This is a genomic window from Polaribacter sp. Hel_I_88, from assembly GCF_000687935.1.
GTDB lineage: Bacteria > Bacteroidota > Bacteroidia > Flavobacteriales > Flavobacteriaceae > Polaribacter.
The window spans coordinates 1,963,187-1,983,162 of record NZ_JHZZ01000001.1; the positions used below are offsets into that span (position 1 = coordinate 1,963,187).

At 29.5% G+C, this 19,976-nt stretch carries 20 protein-coding genes; 7 read left to right on the forward strand and 13 right to left on the reverse strand.

Features of this window, described 5'->3' with window-relative positions; all coding sequences use genetic code 11:
• Nucleotide 1: 1 nt before the first annotated feature.
• From P161_RS0108810 to P161_RS0108820, 3 genes are all read right to left on the reverse strand, one after another.
• Entirely contained in the window at nucleotides 2-670 is a 669-nt protein-coding gene (locus tag P161_RS0108810) for a LysE family translocator (RefSeq protein ID WP_026776644.1), read from the reverse strand.
• A gap of 137 nt (nucleotides 671-807) precedes the next feature.
• A complete protein-coding gene (locus P161_RS0108815) occupies nucleotides 808-1,854 on the reverse strand; it encodes a ferredoxin--NADP reductase (protein ID WP_026776645.1) in 1,047 nt (348 codons plus the stop codon).
• An 8-nt stretch (nucleotides 1,855-1,862) separates the two neighbouring features.
• The gene (locus P161_RS0108820) at nucleotides 1,863-2,852 is read right to left on the reverse strand and encodes an aspartate-semialdehyde dehydrogenase (protein ID WP_026776646.1); all 990 of its coding nucleotides are present in this window, start codon (nucleotides 2,850-2,852) and stop codon (nucleotides 1,863-1,865) included.
• A gap of 697 nt (nucleotides 2,853-3,549) precedes the next feature.
• Here P161_RS0108820 and P161_RS0108825 point away from each other — a divergent pair.
• Complete coding sequence (locus tag P161_RS0108825) at nucleotides 3,550-4,581, forward strand: rhodanese-related sulfurtransferase (RefSeq protein WP_026776647.1); 1,032 nt, start codon at nucleotides 3,550-3,552, stop codon at nucleotides 4,579-4,581.
• 212 nt (nucleotides 4,582-4,793) lie between these two features.
• Here the strand turns inward: P161_RS0108825 and P161_RS0108830 are convergent, their stop codons facing one another.
• From P161_RS0108830 to P161_RS0108850, 5 genes are all read right to left on the reverse strand, one after another.
• Nucleotides 4,794-5,876, reverse strand: a complete 1,083-nt coding sequence (locus tag P161_RS0108830) for a hypothetical protein (RefSeq protein WP_026776648.1) — start codon at nucleotides 5,874-5,876, stop codon at nucleotides 4,794-4,796.
• Between the two features lie 120 nt (nucleotides 5,877-5,996).
• Nucleotides 5,997-6,761 carry a LytTR family DNA-binding domain-containing protein gene (locus P161_RS0108835; RefSeq protein WP_026776649.1) on the reverse strand — a complete coding sequence of 255 codons (765 nt, stop codon included), beginning with the start codon at nucleotides 6,759-6,761 and terminating at the stop codon, nucleotides 5,997-5,999.
• 36 nt (nucleotides 6,762-6,797) lie between these two features.
• Entirely contained in the window at nucleotides 6,798-7,805 is a 1,008-nt protein-coding gene (locus P161_RS0108840; protein WP_026776650.1) for a sensor histidine kinase, read from the reverse strand.
• A gap of 105 nt (nucleotides 7,806-7,910) precedes the next feature.
• Nucleotides 7,911-10,283: an outer membrane beta-barrel protein gene (locus P161_RS0108845; RefSeq protein WP_026776651.1), complete on the reverse strand. Its 2,373-nt coding sequence runs from the start codon at nucleotides 10,281-10,283 to the stop codon at nucleotides 7,911-7,913.
• 309 nt (nucleotides 10,284-10,592) lie between these two features.
• Nucleotides 10,593-11,291: a zinc metallopeptidase gene (locus tag P161_RS0108850; protein WP_026776652.1), complete on the reverse strand. Its 699-nt coding sequence runs from the start codon at nucleotides 11,289-11,291 to the stop codon at nucleotides 10,593-10,595.
• Nucleotides 11,292-11,439: 148 nt separating this feature from the next.
• On the opposite strand from P161_RS0108850, the gene P161_RS0108855 reads away from it, so the two are divergent.
• The 6 genes from P161_RS0108855 to P161_RS0108880 all read left to right on the forward strand — a co-directional run bounded on the left by P161_RS0108855 (nucleotide 11,440) and on the right by P161_RS0108880 (nucleotide 15,842).
• Nucleotides 11,440-12,486 carry an asparaginase gene (locus P161_RS0108855; RefSeq protein WP_026776653.1) on the forward strand — a complete coding sequence of 349 codons (1,047 nt, stop codon included), beginning with the start codon at nucleotides 11,440-11,442 and terminating at the stop codon, nucleotides 12,484-12,486.
• Nucleotides 12,487-12,717: 231 nt separating this feature from the next.
• The gene (locus P161_RS0108860; RefSeq protein ID WP_026776654.1) at nucleotides 12,718-13,443 is read left to right on the forward strand and encodes a MotA/TolQ/ExbB proton channel family protein; all 726 of its coding nucleotides are present in this window, start codon (nucleotides 12,718-12,720) and stop codon (nucleotides 13,441-13,443) included.
• An 86-nt stretch (nucleotides 13,444-13,529) separates the two neighbouring features.
• A complete protein-coding gene (locus P161_RS0108865) occupies nucleotides 13,530-13,916 on the forward strand; it encodes a hypothetical protein (RefSeq protein ID WP_231494721.1) in 387 nt (128 codons plus the stop codon).
• Nucleotides 13,917-13,920: 4 nt separating this feature from the next.
• Nucleotides 13,921-14,565: a biopolymer transporter ExbD gene (locus P161_RS0108870; RefSeq protein ID WP_026776656.1), complete on the forward strand. Its 645-nt coding sequence runs from the start codon at nucleotides 13,921-13,923 to the stop codon at nucleotides 14,563-14,565.
• 21 nt (nucleotides 14,566-14,586) lie between these two features.
• Nucleotides 14,587-15,054: a biopolymer transporter ExbD gene (locus P161_RS0108875; RefSeq protein ID WP_026776657.1), complete on the forward strand. Its 468-nt coding sequence runs from the start codon at nucleotides 14,587-14,589 to the stop codon at nucleotides 15,052-15,054.
• Between the two features lie 113 nt (nucleotides 15,055-15,167).
• On the forward strand, nucleotides 15,168-15,842 hold the full coding sequence (locus P161_RS0108880) for a porin family protein (protein ID WP_026776658.1): 675 nt from the start codon (nucleotides 15,168-15,170) through the stop codon (nucleotides 15,840-15,842).
• Here the strand turns inward: P161_RS0108880 and P161_RS0108885 are convergent.
• The 5 genes from P161_RS0108885 to asnS form a co-directional block, all read right to left on the reverse strand.
• Nucleotides 15,837-16,436, reverse strand: a complete 600-nt coding sequence (locus tag P161_RS0108885) for a hypothetical protein (protein WP_026776659.1) — start codon at nucleotides 16,434-16,436, stop codon at nucleotides 15,837-15,839. The two genes, P161_RS0108880 and P161_RS0108885, sit on opposite strands and share 6 nt — an antisense overlap.
• Nucleotides 16,436-17,899, reverse strand: coding sequence for an RNA polymerase factor sigma-54 (rpoN, locus tag P161_RS0108890; RefSeq protein WP_026776660.1), 1,464 nt, complete (start codon nucleotides 17,897-17,899; stop codon nucleotides 16,436-16,438). Before rpoN ends, P161_RS0108885 begins: the two co-directional genes overlap by 1 nt.
• An 82-nt stretch (nucleotides 17,900-17,981) precedes the next feature.
• Nucleotides 17,982-18,215, reverse strand: coding sequence for a type II toxin-antitoxin system RelE/ParE family toxin (locus P161_RS18300; RefSeq protein WP_051605706.1), 234 nt, complete (start codon nucleotides 18,213-18,215; stop codon nucleotides 17,982-17,984).
• Nucleotides 18,203-18,436, reverse strand: a complete 234-nt coding sequence (locus tag P161_RS0108900) for a hypothetical protein (RefSeq protein ID WP_026776661.1) — start codon at nucleotides 18,434-18,436, stop codon at nucleotides 18,203-18,205. Before P161_RS0108900 ends, P161_RS18300 begins: the two co-directional genes overlap by 13 nt.
• Nucleotides 18,437-18,525: 89 nt before the next feature.
• Entirely contained in the window at nucleotides 18,526-19,959 is a 1,434-nt protein-coding gene (asnS, locus tag P161_RS0108905; protein ID WP_026776662.1) for an asparagine--tRNA ligase, read from the reverse strand.
• Nucleotides 19,960-19,976 lie beyond the last annotated feature (17 nt).

Sequence of the window (19,976 nt, forward strand, 5' to 3'; positions counted from 1 at the left end):
TTTAACTAATAAATTCATTTATTTTTTCCTTTGGGATAAAACCCATTAACATTAAATAAACTCCACAAACAATTAAAATAATGCCCATTACTTTTTTTACGCGATAAATAACAGCAGGTGTCATTTTACTTTTAAGCTGTTTTGCTAAAAATATTTTGCCTAAATCTGTTATAAAATAACCGAGAATAATGGTTGCAAAATACCAGAAAATAGCATTTTGATCCATATTTAAAGTTGGGCCAATTACTAAAACTGTGCCTAACCAAAAAGCTAAAACGCCAATATTTATAAAATTTAAAAAATAGCCTTTAAAAAATAATTTCAGATAATTATTTTGCACAATTGGTACTTCAATAGCTTTGGCAGATGCTATATCTTGCTTTTTATTTGCCCTATCAAAATAGCTGATTAAACCGTAAATAATTAAAACCAAACCGCCAATAAAAAACAATCTTGGGTCGTCTTTTATTTTTTCTAACAAAGATCTACTGCCATAATAAGCGATTAAAATAAAGGAAATATCTCCGAAAATTACACCTAAATCAAAAATAATAGCAGCTTTTGCACCTTTTAAAATACTGGTTTGTATCAGCATAAAAAAAACAGGGCCAATCATAAAAGCCATGAAAAAACCAATTAGTAAAGCATTTTTGAAATCGTAAATATCCATAGTTTAAAAATACTGCTTTTTGTTTGAAGAATAAAAAAAGGATGTGAAAAACATCCTTTATAAATTTTATTTTGATGTTTATCTATAGGTTTAATTTTTACAATTAAACAGGTACACAAATAAACAATTCCTAACTTCTAAACATCATCAAAATCAATAGAAATTGTTGGGGTTGTTGGGTGTGCTTGGCAAGCTAAAACAAAACCTTCTTCAACTTCACTGTCTGTTAATATTGAGTTCTTAACCATTACAGCTTTTCCATCAGTAACTTTACACAAACAAGAACTACAAACACCACCTTGACAAGAATAAGGAGCATCTAAATTATTGCGCAAAGTTGCTGCCAAAATATCATCAGTTTGTTGCATTGTAAACGTAGTTTCTTCATCATCTAACAATACTGTTATTTGTGTAGTTCCTTCTTTTACTTCAGCCAAAGCTTCTTCATCAACAGAAACCGTAAACAGCTCAAAATGAATATTTTCTTTATCAATTTTGTTGCTTTCTAAAGTGCTAGAAACCTCATGAATCATTTCTTCTGGGCCACATAAAAAAGCGGCATCAAAAGTGGTTTCTTTGTACATGTTTTTTACAAAATAATTGGTAACACTTTTATCAATTCTACCTCTTAATTGATTTTTAACTTCCTCTCTACTAAAAATATAATGCAATTTAAAGTTGTTTGGAAAAGACTCTTTCAACGCATTTAATTCGTCATAAAAAATAGTGTCAGCAGCAGTTTTATTTCCATAAACCAATGTAAAATTCGATTTTGGTTCACTTTCTAAAACTGTTTTTACCATCGATAAAATTGGTGTAATTCCAGAACCAGCAGCAAAAGCAATATAGTTTTTTTTGGGTTCAGCATTTAACAAAAAGCGCCCTTCAGGAGCTGTAATTTCAATTTCATCGCCTGCTTTTAAAACAGAAGTTGCATAGGTAGAAAACATGCCATTGTCTACAGTTTTGATAGCTACTCTAATATCGCCACTTTTTGGAGTAGAACAAATAGAATATGCTCTTCGAACTTCTTCGCCATTAATTGTTGTTTGTATGGTAATGTATTGACCAGCTGTAAAACTAAACTCCTCTTTTAAGTTTGTAGGAATGTCAAATAATACAGAAACCGCGTTTGCGGTTTCTTTTTTAACTTCTTTGATATGTATTTTGTGAAAATCTGCCATAAATATGTTTAAACTAAATTCTTTGCAATTAAATATTCAGCTATTTGAACTGTGTTTGTTGCAGCACCTTTGCGTAAGTTATCTGCAACTATCCACAAATTTAAGGTTTTTTCTTGAGATTCGTCTCTTCTAATTCGTCCAACAAAAACTTCATCTTTGTCATGGGCATTTATGGGCATTGGATATACGTTATTTGCCAAATCATCTTGTACAACAACTCCAGGAAAATCATTTAAAAGTTGACGAACTTCAGTCAAATCAAAATCGTTATGAAATTGTACGTTTACAGCTTCAGAATGCCCACCAGCAGTAGGAATTCTAACAGCAGTTGCAGTAACTGAAAAGGAATCGTCGCGTAAAATTTTCTTAGGTTCTTTTACCAATTTCATTTCCTCTTTTGTGTAACCGTTTTCAAGAAAAATATCACAATGAGGCAAAGCATTTCTACCAATCTTATGAGGATATGCCATTTCTCCATCAATGCCAGCTTCTTCATTATCCAATTGCTGAACCGCTTTTACACCAGTTCCAGAAACAGACTGATAGGTAGAAACCACCAAACGTTTCATTTTGTATTTTGCATGCAAAGGCGCCAAAGCCATTACCAATTGAATTGTAGAACAGTTTGGATTTGCAATAATTTTGTCATCCGCAGTTAAAACATCACCGTTAATTTCTGGAACAACCAATTTTTTGTCTGCATCCATTCTCCAAGCAGAAGAATTATCGATAACAGTTGTGCCAACTTCCGCAAATTTTGGTGCCCATGTTAAAGAGGTTTCTCCACCAGCAGAAAATAAAGCAATATCTGGTTGCATTTTTACAGCGTCTTCTAAAGTTACAATGGTAAATTCTTTTCCTTTGTATAATAATTTTTTTCCAGCAGATCTTGCAGAAGCTACAGGAATAAACTCTGTGATTGGTAAATTACGCTCTTCTAAAACTCTCAACATTACTGTGCCAACCATTCCAGTTGCACCAACTACAGCTACTTTCATTGCTTTTATATTTAGTATTTTTTATATTTCTGTTTTTACAGAAAAAACAATTTATTTTTTTTGAGAAAAACTAAAAAAGCGTTTTCTCGTGTGCAAATATGAGGACAAATAAAAATATGACCATTATTTTAATAAATATTTACCAATATAATTCCTGTTGTTTAAAATTTAACAAGTTGATATAATTTTATCATTATAATTATTATTTGGAGCTATTTCCAGCTTTCAGCACTCGCTTTTTTTTATGCTGAATTTATTTCGGCATCCGTTCATATTTAGAACAAATTTAATTATAGCCAACAGATACTGAATCGAGTTCAGCATAAAAAAAGAGCTCAAACATTAGCCTGTTTTGAGCGCAGTCGAAAGGCTTTAATCTGGGCTAGACTAGTTTGTTGGCTTTTTGAATCTACGAAATCTAAAAGCTGATATTCAAAAATACACGTTAAAACTATCATCACACACTTTTGTTTTTTAGACCTTTTGGGAGAAATCACATAAAGTTTTAATTTTTGTTGGAAATTAGTTTATGAGTTTTGCTTCTATAAATTGGGTCAGTTCTTAATTGATTCGCAAAGACGAGTTTTTATTGCTTTTTAGTAATTTTCTTTGAAAACTCGTATAATTCGTATCAAAAAAAGATAAAAATTGTAATTTTGCATTCTTATTATTAATCATAAACTAAAATTAGTATAGCATGCAACTGTACAATAAGTTAAGCGCCATTGAACGCGCAGAATTAATTGATAAAGCTGGTAAAGACAGACTTACCATTTCTTTTTATCAATATCACAAAATAGAAAATCCACAATTATTTAGAAATAAGTTGTTCCTAGAATGGAATCCTTTAGATGTTTTGGGTAGAATTTACGTTTCTTACGAAGGGATTAATGCTCAACTTTCTGTACCCTCAGAAAATTTTTATGCGCTAAAAGAACAACTAGATGCTATTTCCTTTTTAAAAGATATTCGTTTGAATGTTGCTATAGAGCAAGACAATAAATCGTTTTTAAAACTAAAAGTAAAAGTAAGAGACAAAATTGTTGCAGATGGTTTAAATGATGAAACGTTTGATGTTACCAACAAAGGTGTGCATCTAAACGCAAAAGAATTCAATGAAATGTTAGCAAATCCTGATACTGTTTGTGTAGATATGCGAAACCATTATGAAAGTGAAATCGGGCATTTTGATGGAGCTGTAACTCCAGATGTTGATACCTTTCGTGATTCTTTAGATATTATAGAGGCTGATTTAAAAGACAACAAAGAAGACAAAAATTTGTTGATGTATTGTACAGGTGGAATTCGATGCGAAAAAGCTTCTGCTTACTATAAACATAAAGGTTTTAAAAACGTTTTTCAACTTGAAGGTGGTATTATAGAATACACACGTCAAGTAAATGAAGAAAATATTGAAAATAAATTTATTGGTAAAAATTTTGTGTTCGATCATAGAAGAGCAGAAAAAATTACAGAAGATGTAATTTCCAACTGTCATCAATGTGGAAAACCTTGTGATACACACACAAATTGCGCTAATGAAGGTTGTCATTTACTATTTATACAGTGTGATGCCTGTTCAGAGAAGATGGAAAATACTTGTTCTACAACTTGCCAAGAAATAATTCAATTGCCTTATGAAACGCAAAAAGAATTAAGAAAAGGGAAACACGCTAGTAATAAAATATTCAAAAAAGGGCGTTCTAAATTGCTTAAATTTAAGAATTAACGAGTAAAAATTAAGGAAAACTCACTGTTAAAAAAATGATTCAAAACAGTGAGTTTTTGTTTAACTTTAATCTTCTCTTTTAAAGTTGATATTTATTATTTCGTAGTAATGAGGCTAAATCTATAAACCTTACAGTTGTTAAAATTGTTGAGACTTATAGTAAGTATGCTAATAAAAATCGTGATTATTTTAAACTTTTGTTTTTAATCCTGTTATTTAAATTCAGCAGTAAAAGCATTTAAGTGGTGTTCTAAAAATACATTCCCAGCTTTTATAATTCCTTCATTATATTTTTTAGGATCTACTGGTATTACAGTAGTTTTTGATGATGTTTTATTATCGGCTTCGTATAGTTTTCCAAAATAAGTGTCAGTTCCAATAAAATCTACATCACTTTTAGTATAACTTTGTATTACTTTTTTATCAATTACATTTTCTATAGTAAAATCTTTTTTCAAAACGCCAGTATAAACTGACTCTGCACTTCCACCAATCTTATATTTTCCACAAACAAAAGAAATACTATTTGCTCCTGTAACATATTCTACTTTTTTTCTGAAAAATAAACTTTTATCGTTACTTTTTGCAGAAATTGCTTCATTTGCCACCAAGCTTAATTGTGTTTTAATTTTAATGTTTGCTGCTGTTCCTTGAAACGCATATGCATCTTTCATAAAAAACACATACAAATCTACAGCTACAACTACAGCATCATCCATGTCTTTAGATAAATTTTGTGGTGTTTTATCCAAGCCAGCAAGTTTTTCAGAAATTAATTTCCCTACTTTGGTTTTTTCTAAATAATAAAAATCAAAACCTGCAGGAGTTGCAGAAATTAAACCTGGTTTGTCTGGTGGCGTTACTATAATTGGTCCACTAGCTTTGGTCCAACCTTCATACGTTTCTGTTTTGCCAGCAACATCTGCAGTAATAATTTCAAATCCATTCGCTGTTAATTTGGTTATAAAATCATCATATAAAGTATTTGTTATTGTTTGAAAATTGTTTTCGTTAACATTTCCAAGACCTACCATTAATTCTGCAGTTGCATCACCTCTTACGCCTTTATCTCTAAACAAACTTCCACCAGAATTCTTTTTTTGTTTTTCATTATATAATTGAAAGTTTACCGAAAAATTAGAGATGTAAATTTTTTTTGATTTCTTTTTTAATTTGTTTAACCCAAAAGTTTCTTCTTTAGGTTTAAAATCGCCAAGTTCTTGACTAACTATTGCTGTATTTGAAATTAATAAATACAAAAACAAGGCAATTTTTAGATATAGTATTTTTTTCATTTGTAAAATAATTTAAAATTATAATACAATATTATCAAGTTTGATAATTAAATGAAATACGTCATTTGACGTATATTTTATTTAATGAAATCTCTAATTAATTATAAATAATGGATTGGTTTAATTTTCCAACCATTTCCTGAAATCAGCAGTTGTAGAAGAACTCGTCATTACTTTTTCTTTGTAATTTTTGATAGAAATCAATAATCTGTTTTTAAAATGACTTTCTATTTTTTCTATAAAATCGATGTTCACGATTTCACTTCTATTAATTTTAAAGAATTTCTTTGGATTGAGTTGCTCGTAAATACTGCCTAAATTTTGAGAAATTGTATGTCGTTTTCCAAGATTATCGATCACCAAACAAAAATCTCCAGAGGCAGAAATTAACCCAATATCTGTTGCATTTAATAGTTGAATTCCGGAATTTTTTTTAATGACAAATCGTTTTTTATAGGTGGTGTATTCGTTTTGTAAAGCCGTTTTTAAAGCATCAATTGTAGTAGTATTTAACGGATTGTAATCACCTTTATTAAATAAAGATTGATATTTATAAATTGCTTTATCAAAATCGTCTTGAGAATAAGGTTTTAAGATATAGGCAATTCCATTGGTGTTAAATGCTTGAAATAAAAATTCATCATGAGCAGAGCAAAAAATAATAGGAGTGTCAGTTTTTATCTTGTTGAATAAATCAAAAGAAATACCATCTAATAACTGAATGTCAGAAAGAATAAAATCAAAAGAATCTTCTTGCAATAATTTTTCTCCATCAGCAATACTTCTTCCCCAAGAATGAGAAATTTTTATATCGTAAAAAGTATCTAAACATTTTATGAGTTTTTGATATGCAGGTATTTCGTCTTCTAAAATTAAAATATTCATTTTATTTTTCTTTTTGCAAGGGGTTGAAACCCCTTGTTAGCCTTGTAATTTTATGATTGGAATAAAAACTTCAAATTTTTTGTCCATATTGTGCACTTGAATTTTTTCATTTGATAACAATTTGTAACGAGCTCTCAAATTGTTTAAACCAGTTCCAAAAGATTCTTCTTTAGATTGTAAAGTAGCTTTTGAGTTTGTAATAATTAACCAACCTTCATTGATTAAAATAGAAGTTTTTATGATGTTCTTTCCATCAGATTTATTGTGTTTTACCACATTTTCTAACAAACTTTGCAAAGCACCTGTGGGTATAAATTTATCAACCAAAGAAATATTTTTTTCGATAACAAATTCATAATCATTACCAAATCTGGTTTTTATCAAAAAAATATAATTTTCAGCGAATTCAATTTCGCTGGCAAGTTCCATAACTTCTGCGTCTTTTGTTTTGATTAAATACCTATAAATTAAAGACAATTTATTAATATATTCTTTTGCTTTTGTGGGATTGCTGTCAATTAAACTATCTAATGTATTTAAATTATTGAATAAAAAATGAGGATTTATTTGAGAACGTAATAATTTAAGTTCGTTCTCTTTTTGCTGTTTTTGAGTTTCTAACAATTCTTGCTGCCCTTCATAAAATTTTTTGATTAATAGAATTCCAAGTGGAAGTCCAATCATATCAACAGCATTGTACAAGCCATCATTTAAGTAAGAAAGTGTGTTTTTAATACTGCTTAAATTGCCTCCTGCACTATATCTACCAATTACATTATCTAAAGTTCCAACTAAAGTTAAGAGCAATAAACTAGCTATAAAGAATAAAAAGTAGTTTTTTCTTTTTACTAAAAAAGCGGGCACAATTTTTTGAATAAAGATTAAAATAACAATAATTGACAAAATTGTACTTGCAGGAAAATCGATTATATATTCGATTAATTTATTATTTTCTCTATAGTAATCAAAACATCCTAAAATAATAGTAGTTCCAAAAACAATGGCAAGAATTATCCAATCAGATTTATTTAATTTCGTATTCATAATTTGATTTTTTAATCAGTAGTCATAAATAAACCTGTTAAGATTACATAAAACATTTTTACAAACTTAAAGATTATTTATTTTCCATTTTTTAACACCCAACTCCTAACTATCATCATTTATTCTATCTTGTTCATCTCTATTTGTATTTCTGTTAGATTTTTTCTTTCCAAATCGATCTCCAAAACTATACGTTAAACGAAACTGAATGTTTTGTCTAGAACCATTACTTTCAACTGCAGCAGCTCCATTTCCATAATCAATAGTACCTACAAAACCTCTGTTTAGCATTTTGTTAAAACCAAGATTAGCTTTTAATGTATCATCCAAAAAAGTTTTACCGAAAGAAAAATCCAGTTCTGCAAACCAATCTACTTCAATTTGATCCTCTAAAGCCCCAGTTCCATAATTTCCACTCAATTCAAAATTAATATCCCAAGGCAATTCGTAGCTTGCTTGTAAAAACCAAATTAAGTTCCATTTGTTTAAATCGATGCCAAAAGTTGATGATTGATAATCTGTATTTGTTACGATGATTCCTGTATAACCTTCCAAACCATCCGTAAAATCTACTGGCGCAAATAATCTAAAATTCCAATTTTCATTATTTTCTACATTTACAACTTGTTGCCTAATTTGTGCAGTTTGGTTGTCTTGTTTAATCAAATCGAAAATAGTATCATCTGTTTTACTATACCCAATTGTGAAAAATGGTTGCCCTTCATACGTTAAATTAAATTGATAATTATTGGTGTAAGAAGGTGTTAGTCTTTGGTTTCCTTGACTTGCAGAAAACGGATCTAAAAATGTTTGAAACGCATTTAAGCTACTGTATGAGGGTCTTTGAATTCTATAACTATAAGATAAACTTGCGCCTAAAACATCTGTCATTTTTCTGCTGATAGACGCACTTGGGAATACTTTCTGAATTGGTCTTTTTAAAATTTCAGTTTTTAAACTTCCATTTTCCATAAATATGGATGTTCCATCTGTGTTGCTATCTTCATAACGCAAACCTCCAGAAAAAGACCATTTCCCAGCAGTTGCATTCAGTTTCGAATAAAGTGCAAAAATGGTTTCGTCTATTAAAAACTGACTGCTTTCTTCTTCTAATACATTAAAACTCCCATTTTCATCGATTAAAGACTGTAAATCGTTGTTGGTAGCAACATCTGCAAAACGTGAACCAGCGCTTACTTTAAAGTTGTCGGAAATTGTTTTTGTATAATCTAAACTATACGTTTTTATTTTATACGTTCCATCTTGAATGTATTTTCTGTCAGTAAAAGGAATTGTACTTCCAGCAACATCATACAATGTGTTGGTGTTGTCGCTTACAAAATCGATATAATTAAAATCGATTAATAAACGATCAGTTTCAGATTTGTATTCGTAATAAGGATTGATGCTATAGTTGTTTCTTTTTCTATCAAAACTATTTTCAGAAAATAATGTGTTTATTGTGTTTTCATCAGAAATAATGGTTTTACTACTAGCAATTCTTGTGGAGTTTCTAGTGTTTAAACTTGCACCAATTCCGATTGAATTTTTATCATTTAAATAATAATCCATACTACCACTAATTCTAAAATTATCAGGATCATAAGGTTCTTTGGTAACTTGGTCATAAGTTTCGTTACCAACAGTTCTTACTAAAAATAAATCTTCTCTAAAAGTAGGTTGAGAATAGCCAATACTTGTTTGCCAATTCAATTTATTCTTATAACTAGCGATTGAAAATCCTGAGCCCCATTCAAATCCTTGATCTTCTCCAACCCAAGTATTTGCACTTCCATGCGTGCCTAATTTTACGTTTTTCTTTAAGATTATGTTGATGATTGCTCCAGAACCAGAAGCCTCATATTCTGCTCCAGGTTGTTCTACAACTTCAATTTTCGCAATATTATCTGCTGGGAAATCTCTTAAAAGTGTATCCACATCCATATATTCTGTAGTTTTTCCGTTGATAAGAATTCGAACACCTCTATTTCCTGCAATTGAAATTCCGTTGTTTGTAACCAAAACTCCAGGAACTTTTCGCATCACATCTTGTAGATTTGTGTTGATCATTTCTGAATTTTCTAAATCTACAATTAGCTTTTCTGCAGTTTGCCTAATAATTGGACGTTTGCTTTTTACAACAATCTCGTTTAACGTTTGACTTTCTTCTTTTAGAGTGATGTTAAACGTTTTGTTTTCATCTAAAGTAAATTCATCGATATTTTGAGTTTTAAAACCCAACATCGAAAACTGTATTTTGTAGTTTCCTGATGATAAATTATCAAAATTAAATGCTCCTTTATCATTAGAAACAGTTCCTTTTGGAGTTGGTTCTTCACTAATTTTATACAAAATAATATTTGTAAAAGGAAGTGGGCTATTTTGTTCATCAACAATTTTACCTGAAATAGTATGTTGAGAAAAGGTTGTTGAAATTCCGAAGAAAAAAATAAAAACACTCGTTGTAAAAAGTTTCATTTGGTTGATTTTAAAAAAAAATTACTCATCAACATTTTTTATGTTGATGTTTCATTTGAAATTGTCATTCCATTTAAGGGATCTCAATTAACACTGTAAAAGTGCCAATTTTGTTACAAAAGAAATATCAAAATCTGATGAAGTGGGTTAAATTTCGGTTCAATCAGAATTTCTTTTCCATAAAAGTTAAGACGCCTAAAATCAACAAAAGGTTTCCTGCAAAAAAAAATGCTTCGAAAAATTCGAAGCATTTTAGAGTGTTTTAAGTAAAGTTTATGGCAATAGAGCATAAAAAAATGTCTATGATGCTTAATCTCTTCCTCCTAAAATTTGTAACCCCCAATATAAAAGCATTGCTAAAGAACCTAAAGCTGCTACTAAATACGTTCTTGCTGCCCATTTTAAGGCATCTGTAGAACCAGCAAGTTCTTCTTGAGAAACCATATTTTTATTTTTTAGCCAAGCTAAAGCTCTGTTACTTGCATCATATTCTACAGGTAAAGTTATAAAGCTGAAAAGCGTTGCAAAACCCATAAAAACTAAACCTGTTACAGCAATGTAAAATCCAATTCCTGTAGCACCAGAAGCTGCACCTAAAATGATTCCTCCAATTACTAACCATTGAGAAAATTTTGATGTAACACTCACAACAGGCACTAATTTAGAACGCATTGTTAACCAATCGTAAGCAGTTGCATGTTGTACAGCATGCCCAACCTCATGAGCAGCAACAGCAGCTGCAGCTGCATTTCTTTGGTTATAAACAGCTTCACTTAAATTCACGGTTTTATCTTGTGGATTGTAATGATCTGTTAATCTACCAGGAGTCGATATTACTTTTACATCAAAAATACCATTATCAGCAAGCATTTTTGTGGCAATTTCTGCTCCACTCATGCCATTTCTTAATTGTACTTGAGAGTATTGTTTAAATTTTTTCTTTAGTTGATTACTCACTAACCAGCTAATTAAGGAAATTGCACCTATTAATATATAGAATCCTATCATAATTTATTGTCTTTTAAAAATTGTATATCATATTTGTTTGATAAATTTACAACATAAAGTATTCCAATTTATTTTTTGCTGATAAATATTGATTATTGGCATACATAAATAGTAGGAATTTAATAATTATTTAAGAATAAATGCCATAATGTCAAGAAAACCTAACATTTTAATTGTGTACACAGGAGGTACAATAGGAATGATTAAAGACTATAAAACAAACGCTTTAAAAGCTTTCGACTTTAATCAAATAACCAAAAATATTCCTGAGTTAGAACAGTTAAATTGTACCATTAAAACAATTTCTTTTGAGGAACCAATTGATTCATCAAACATGAATACTTCTTTTTACGTGGAAATTGCAGAGACAATAGAAAGTAATTATGAAGAGTTTGATGGTTTTGTAGTGTTAACAGGTTCAGATACCATGTCATTTATTTCATCAGCCATTAGTTTTATGTTCGAAAACTTACAGAAGCCAATTATTTTTACAGGTTCTCAATTACCAATAGGAGATTTAAGAACCGATGCAAAAGAAAATTTAATTACATCTATAGAAATTGCTTGTGCAAGAAAAGATGATAAACCTATTGTGTCAGAAGTTTGCTTGTATTTTGAATATAAATTATACAGAGCCAATAGAACCACAAAAATAAATGCAGAACAATTTGAAGCATTTACATCTATGAATTATCCGCCTTTGGCAGAAAGTGGTGTACATCTTAATTTTAACAAACATTATATGTACCATCCAAAAAGTGCAGAAAAACAATTAGTAATTAGAAAAAAGTTAGTGAATGATATTGCTATTCTGAAACTATTTCCAGGAATTACAAAAGAAGTTGTAGAAAGTATTTTAAACATCAAAAACTTAAAAGGGATTATACTAGAAAGTTATGGTGCTGGAAATGCGCCGAACACAACTTGGTTTTTAGAATTACTTAAAAAGGCAATTTTAAATAATATTAGAATTGTAAATGTTACACAATGTAAAGGAGGTGCAGTTGCTCAAGGGCATTATGAAACCAGTATTGGCTTAAAACAAATAGGAGTAATTAGCGGAAATGATATTACTACAGAATCTGCTGTTGCAAAATTGATGTATTTATTGAATGAAAACTTATCTTTAAAAGAGTTTACGTATCATTTTGAAAAATCTTTAAGAGGAGAAATTTCAGACGTTTTTAGTTCGTAACTTTAGGCAGAAAGTATTCAAACACCAAAATTTTTTAAAAAAAGTGATAAAAAGAAAGAATTAGCATAAAAATATTTTTTTATGCATAACATTTTTTGTTACTTGGCAGTCTCTTAAAAATAAAAGAAAGTGGTTTTTATAAAAAATCACAAAAATTACTATTTTTTCTTTTTTTGAGATGAAAATTTATATCTTTAACCCGTTAACTATTAAAATTAATTTATAACAAAGATGAAAAAAGTAGTAAATGTCTTATCTGTAACAGGATTTATGTTTTTTGGAGCTATACAATCCACTTTCGCTCAAGAAGGAGCAGCAGAAGAATCACAAACGTTTCACCAAATTTTAAAGCAAAACTTTATTGATGGTGGCCCAGAATTTATGGGAATTGTTTTAGTAGCTTTAATCTTAGGATTAGCTATTGCCATTGAAAGAATTATTTATTTGAACATGGCAACAACAAATACAAAAAAATTATTAGCTAATGTAGATGACGCTTTAAGTTCAGGAGGAGTAGAAGCTGCAAAAGAAGTTTGTAGAAATACAAAAGGACCAGTTGCTTCAATTTTTTATCAAGGTTTAGATAGAGTTGATGAAGGAGTTGAAGAAGCAGAAAAAGCGGTTGTTTCTTATGGAGGAGTTCAAATGGGACAATTAGAGAAAAACGTTTCTTGGATTTCTTTATTTATTGCACTAGCGCCAATGCTTGGTTTCATGGGTACTGTAATTGGTATGATTGGAGCATTTAATGATATTGCTGTTGCAAACGATATTTCTCCAGCAGTAGTTGCAGGTGGTATTAAAGTAGCCTTATTAACAACTGTATTCGGTTTAATCGTTGCAATTATTCTTCAAATCTTTTATAATTATATCGTTGCAAAAATCGATAGTATTGTAAATAGTATGGAAGATGCTTCTATCTCATTGATAGATTTATTAGTTAAGTATAAAAAATAATATTCAATATGAAAAGTAATAAAATTTTAAATTTTTTAATTGCTGCAATAGCTATTATTGGCGGGATTCTTTTCATAAGGATTTTTATGGAAGACTCTCAAGAAATAGTTGATAATGTAGATGATTTACAGAATACTGTAGTGAGTCCATTAATTTCTTTTTCTTTTTGGTTATTTATTATTGCAGTAATAGTAACAATTGCTCTATCTTTTTGGAGCATGGTAAGGAATCCAGAAAATCTAAAAAAGACTTTTGGAGGTATAGCTGTTTTAGCAGTACTTCTTGTAATCGCTTATTTCTTATCTGATAGCAACGTTGTTTACAATACTGCTGGAGGTATAGAAAGAGGAGGTGAAGAAGGTTCTGCAATAAATCGTTGGGTTGGAGCAGGTATTTGGTATAGCCTTATTTTAGGTGGTATAGCAGGTATATTCTTTATCGTAGATTTATTAAAAGGATTAGTTAAATCATAAAATTATGGCAAGAAGAGAAAATCCAGAAATTAACGCAGGTTCTATGGCAGACATTGCTTTTCTGTTATTAATTTTCTTTTTAGTAACAACTACCATGAATGTAGATTCAGGGGTATCTAAAAAGTTATCAGAAAAGCCACCACCAGATTACGTGCCACCAATCGTTAAAGAGAAAAACATATTTGAGGTTAGCATCAATAGAAATAATGATCTACTTGTAGAGAATGAACCTATGGAAATAAAAGACCTTAAAGATGCTGCTCTTAAGTTTATCGATAATGGTGGAGGTGTAGGAGCGCCAGGTGAAGATGGAACTCCTCCTAGTAGATGTGATTATTGTCAAGGTGAAGGTCTTGAGAGCTCATCAGATCATCCTAACAAAGCAATTATTTCTGTACAAAGTGATAGAGGAACCGAATATGGAACTTATATTAGAGTACAAAATGAGTTGTTGAGAGCTTATTCAGAACTAAGAAATAGATTATCTAAGCAAAGATATAATATGTCTTTTGATGAATTAGAAGAAGCTTACGATAATGCTAAGAATAATGCTGATTTAACAGATCAGGTTGAAACTTTACAGAGAAGAGTGGAAGATATCAAAAAAGCATATCCTCAAATTATCTCTGATATGGAACCAACATCATAATTAATTATAAAATTTTAAAGTATGTCTAAATTTAGAAAGAAGAAAAAAGGAATGCCTGCAGTAAATACTGCATCACTTCCAGATATCGTTTTTATGTTATTATTCTTCTTCATGGTAACAACTACTATGAGAGAGACAGATTTAAGAATAGAAAATCCTGTATTACCTAGTGCTACTGAAATTAAAAAATTAGAAGACAAAAGTTTGGTAAGTACAATCTATGTTGGTAAGTCTACAGATGTTAATAGAGATGGAGCAGGTTATAATAAAATTCAATTGAATGATAAAATATCTACTGCAGATCAAGTGCCAGCTTTTATTTTAGGAAAAAGAGATAAAATAGCTGAGAAATTAGTTCCTTTTATGACTACTTCTATTAAGGCAGACAAAAGATCTAATGTAGGTACAATTATAGATATTAGATTAAAATTAAGAGATGTAAATGCTCTTAAAATTAACTATTCTTCTACACCTGATTCGAAAAATTAAAAATAACGTATTTTATATAAAAAGGATAATTCGAAAGAGTTATCCTTTTTTTTATAATAAAATTTAAATATGTTATTTCTAAATTGTCTATATTTAATTTCAATAATTATATAATGAAGAATATAATTTTTATTGTTTTTTTTATCATGACTATAAGTAAATTATCTGCTCAGAAAGATTCTTTACAATTAGGAGATAGTTATGCAGATGATCAAATATATTTTTCGGTTTCTTATGCACAATTTAATAATCAACCTACAGCAATAAGTAGAAGTAATTTTTCTTATGCAGTTTCTGCGGGTTTTTTGAAAGATGTTATTTTAAACAAAAGAGGTAATATTTCTTTTGCAGCTGGTGTTGGTTATGGATTTAACTTTTTTAATCATGAGCTTAAAGTAGAGGAACTAAGTTCGGGAACAAGCTTTAATTCTGCATCTAATTTGGCTTCAAATATTTTTACTTCACATAATTTAGAGTTTCCAATTGAGTTTAGATGGAGGACATCTACTGCAAAAAAATACGATTTTTGGCGGATATATGGAGGTGTTAAATTTTTATACAATGTATCTAATACATTTAGATTTGAAGAGAATGGAACTAAGTTTAGTTATAATAACGTAAGTGCGTTTAATAACTTTCAATATGGTTTAACGCTTTCAGTGGGTTATGACGTTTTTAATCTCAACTTATTTTACGGTTTAACTCCTGTTTTTAAAAATGCTACTATAAATGGAGAGGAAATTAATACTACTATTTTAAAGTTTGGATTTATTTTTTATATCTTATAAAAGATAATATATTATTGAAGGTGATAGTAATCCTATAAAAAAACCTATGTAAATTTCTTTTGATGAATGCGCTTTTAGTGATAATCTTGCACTGGCTAAAACACCTGCAAGTAAAAAGAGAATCATTATTACTATAGTAAACGACTTCGAGTGTATATTTGTTAAAACAATAAAAAAGCCTGCAAAGATTCCTAAAGACAGTAGGTGAACACTAGTTTTTATCTTAAAAAAAAAGAGTAGGTAAACAATGAATAATGCTAAGGATGTTGCATAAAAAAGAATTCCTAAATCTCTTAAATTTACCACGTTACTAATTGTAGTTCCTAATAAATAAAATAGAAAAACCATTAAGGCAACAGGTAATTTTCTTTCTTTAATACCTTTTATTTTATAACTTTTAATAAACCTTAATTTCTTAAAAAGAACTATTAATAACAACGGAATCAAGTAGGTTACAATAAAAACCAAACTTAAAACTAGTAGTTTTTGCTTACTTACTAAGTTGCTAGGAATTAGTAAAAAGTATAGCATTACACCAATTGTGGGAATAACAATAGGATGTAGAATGGTAGATATGTATTTGAAAAATGACACTATATTTCTTTTCGTAAACGAGCCACAGGTAAATCTAACTGTTCACGATATTTAGCAATTGTTCTTCTTGCAATCGGATACCCTTTTTCTTTTAATATAACAGATAATTTTTCGTCCGTTAAAGGTTTCTTCTTATTTTCTTCACTAATAACAGTTTCTAAAATTTTTTTAATTTCTTTGGTAGATACATCTTCTCCTTGATCATTTTTCATAGATTCAGAAAAGAATTCTTTAATTAATTTAGTTCCATAAGGTGTAGATACATATTTGCTATTTGCCACTCTAGAAACTGTAGAAACGTCCATATTTATTTTATCTGCAATATCTTTTAAAATCATGGGTCTTAACTTGCGTTCATCACCTGTTAAAAAATAATCATATTGATAATGCATTATTGTATTCATAGTTACCAAAAGTGTTTCCTGACGTTGTTTTATAGCATCAATAAACCATTTAGCAGCATCTAGTTTTTGTTTGATAAAGAATACTGCATCTTTTTGAGATTTACTTTTTGTAGTTGCTTCTTGATAGCCTTTTAGCATATTATTATACTCTCTTGAAACATGTAATTCAGGAGCATTTCTAGAGTTTAGCGTTAAATCTAGTTCGCCATCTATAATTTTAATTGAAAAATCTGGAACAATCTGTTCAGCAATTTTGTTATTACCAGCATAAGAACTGCCAGGTTTAGGATTTAATCTAGAAATTTCTGAGTTTACTTCTTTCAACTCATCTTCAGAAATGTTGAATTTTTCTTGAAGTTTTTTGTAATGTTTTTTTACAAAATGATCGAAAGCATCTTCCAGAATAGCAATTGCTAAACTTCTAATTTTATTACTTTCTTTTGCTTTAAGTTGAATAATTAAACACTCTCTTAAATCTCTGGCTCCAACTCCAATAGGATCTAATGTATGCACTGCTCTTTTTAAAACAGCAACAACTTTTTCTTCAGTAGTAAAAACATTTGCTGTAAAAGCTAAATCATCTACTAGATCTATAATTTCTCTTCTTATATAACCACTATCATCAATACTACCCACTAAAAACTCTGCAATTGCACGTTCTTCTTCTGTAAAGTTATACGTATTTAATTGGTTTTTTAAAGATTGATGAAAACTTGTTCCAGCTGCATAAGGCACATTTTTTTCTTCATCGTCTGCAGAATAATTATTGGCTTGCGTTTTATAATTCGGAATTTCATCGTCACTTAAATATTCATCAATATTAATATCTTCAGCATCAATTTTTTCGTTTCCATCTTCTGCATCATCATATTCGTTTGATAAATCGTCATCTATAGAATCTGCATCATCTTTGCCTGTATCTAAGGCTGGATTCTCTTCAATTTCTTGCTTTAAACGTTCTTCAAAAGCTTGCGTAGGCAATTGAATTAACTTCATCAACTGTATTTGTTGTGGAGATAATTTCTGTAAAAGTTTAAAATTAAGACTTTGTTTTAGCATTTTTTAGTTTTGTTTTAAAAACTTTAAAAGTGTTTTTGGATCTTGTCTATTATCCCAAAAAGCAACAATGATAATTTTATAATTAAAAAACTTTATAAAAGATTGAATAATGTTCAAGATTAATCTTTCTTAAATTTAGTTTTTCTGTTGGATTTCCCATTTCAGGAAAATCTTTTAATAACGTAGTTTTTTCTTTAATTTTTAAATTTAATCTTTTAGAATAAGCATTACTATTGTTTCTTAAATTCCAATACTTAAAAACTTGATTCCTCTGTTTTAAAGCTGTTAGAGTCCAAACAATAGTTAGTTCATCCATGAAGCATCTAATTTATCTACTTCTTCTTCAGAATATAAACGTCCATATTTTATATCTTCTTCACTCATTTTTAACATTTCTAGTTGTTCAAGAGAAAAAGATGTTTTTTCATTTACTTTAGATACTTCAAAAATAGAAATTATAGCATTCAGCAACTTTTCATTTTCAGTTGCAGCAATTTTATCAATTAAATTATTTTTTAAATTATCTAATGTATTCATTGTAAATGTATTTTTATAAAAATACAAAATTTAATGTAATATTTACCTTATAAGAGTTTCTTCCTTTTGGAAAGATTAAAATAGGCTTATTAAAATTCAGCATTTTGTGGCGTTCTTGGAAAAGGAATTACGTCTCTAATATTACTCATTCCTGTTGTAAATTGCACCAATCTTTCAAAACCAAGACCAAAACCAGAATGTACAGCAGTTCCGAATTTACGCAAATCTAAATACCACCATAATTCTTTTTCATCAATATCTAAGGCTTTCATTTTATCAACCAAAACATCATAACGTTCTTCTCTTTGTGAGCCACCAACCATTTCTCCAATTCCTGGAAACAATACATCCATAGCTCTTACTGTTTTTCCATCATCATTTAAACGCATATAAAATGCTTTGATATTTGCAGGATAATCAAATAAAATAACAGGACATTTAAAATGTTTTTCTACTAAATAACGTTCGTGCTCAGACTGTAAATCTGCTCCCCATTCATTAATAGGATATTGAAATTTCTTCTTTTTATTCGGTTTTGAGTTTCTTAAAATGTCAAAAGCCTCTGTATAAGACACACGTTTAAAGTTGTTGTCAACCACAAATTTTAATTTGTTTAACAAACTCATTTCACTTCTTTCTGCTTGTGGTTTGCTTTTATCTTCTTGCGTTAATCGCTGATCTAAAAATGCTAAATCATCTTTACAGGTTTCTAAAACATCTTTTAAAACCGATTTTATAAAATCTTCTGCCAAATCCATATTGCCATCTAAATCCATAAAAGCAACTTCGGGTTCAATCATCCAAAATTCTGCTAAATGACGAGTTGTGTTGGAGTTTTCTGCTCTAAAAGTTGGTCCAAAAGTATAGGCTTTACCTAAAGCCATAGCAAAAGTTTCAGCTTCTAATTGTCCAGAAACTGTTAAATTAGTCTCTTTACCAAAAAAGTCTTTAGAATAGTCTATGTTTCCATCTTCTGTTTCAGGAGCTTTATTATCTTCAAAATTGGTAACTCTAAACATTTCTCCAGCACCTTCTGCATCAGAACCCGTAATAATTGGTGTGTTTACATAGTTAAAACCATTTTCTTGAAAATATTTATGGACTGCAAAAGATAGTTTAGAACGAACTCTCATAACTGCACTAAACGTATTTGTTCTTACACGTAAATGTGCATTCTCCCTTAAAAACTCAAAGCTATGTTTTTTAGGCTGAATAGGATATTCATCTGCATTAGAATCTCCTAAAATTTCTATATTAGAAACTTGAATTTCTACAGATTGCCCTTTTCCTTGGCTCTCGACAATAGTTCCTTTTATTGAAACAGCAGCACCAGTTGTAATTCTTTTTAAAGTATCTTCTGGAGTATTTTCAAAATCGATAACACATTGTATATTGTTAATTGTTGAACCATCATTGATAGCTATAAAACGATTACTTCTAAAAGTTCTTACCCAGCCATTTATATGAACTTCTTGTAAAATCGAATCTGATTTTAAAATTTCTGCAACATTTTTCTGTGTCATTTTTTCTTGATTTTTTT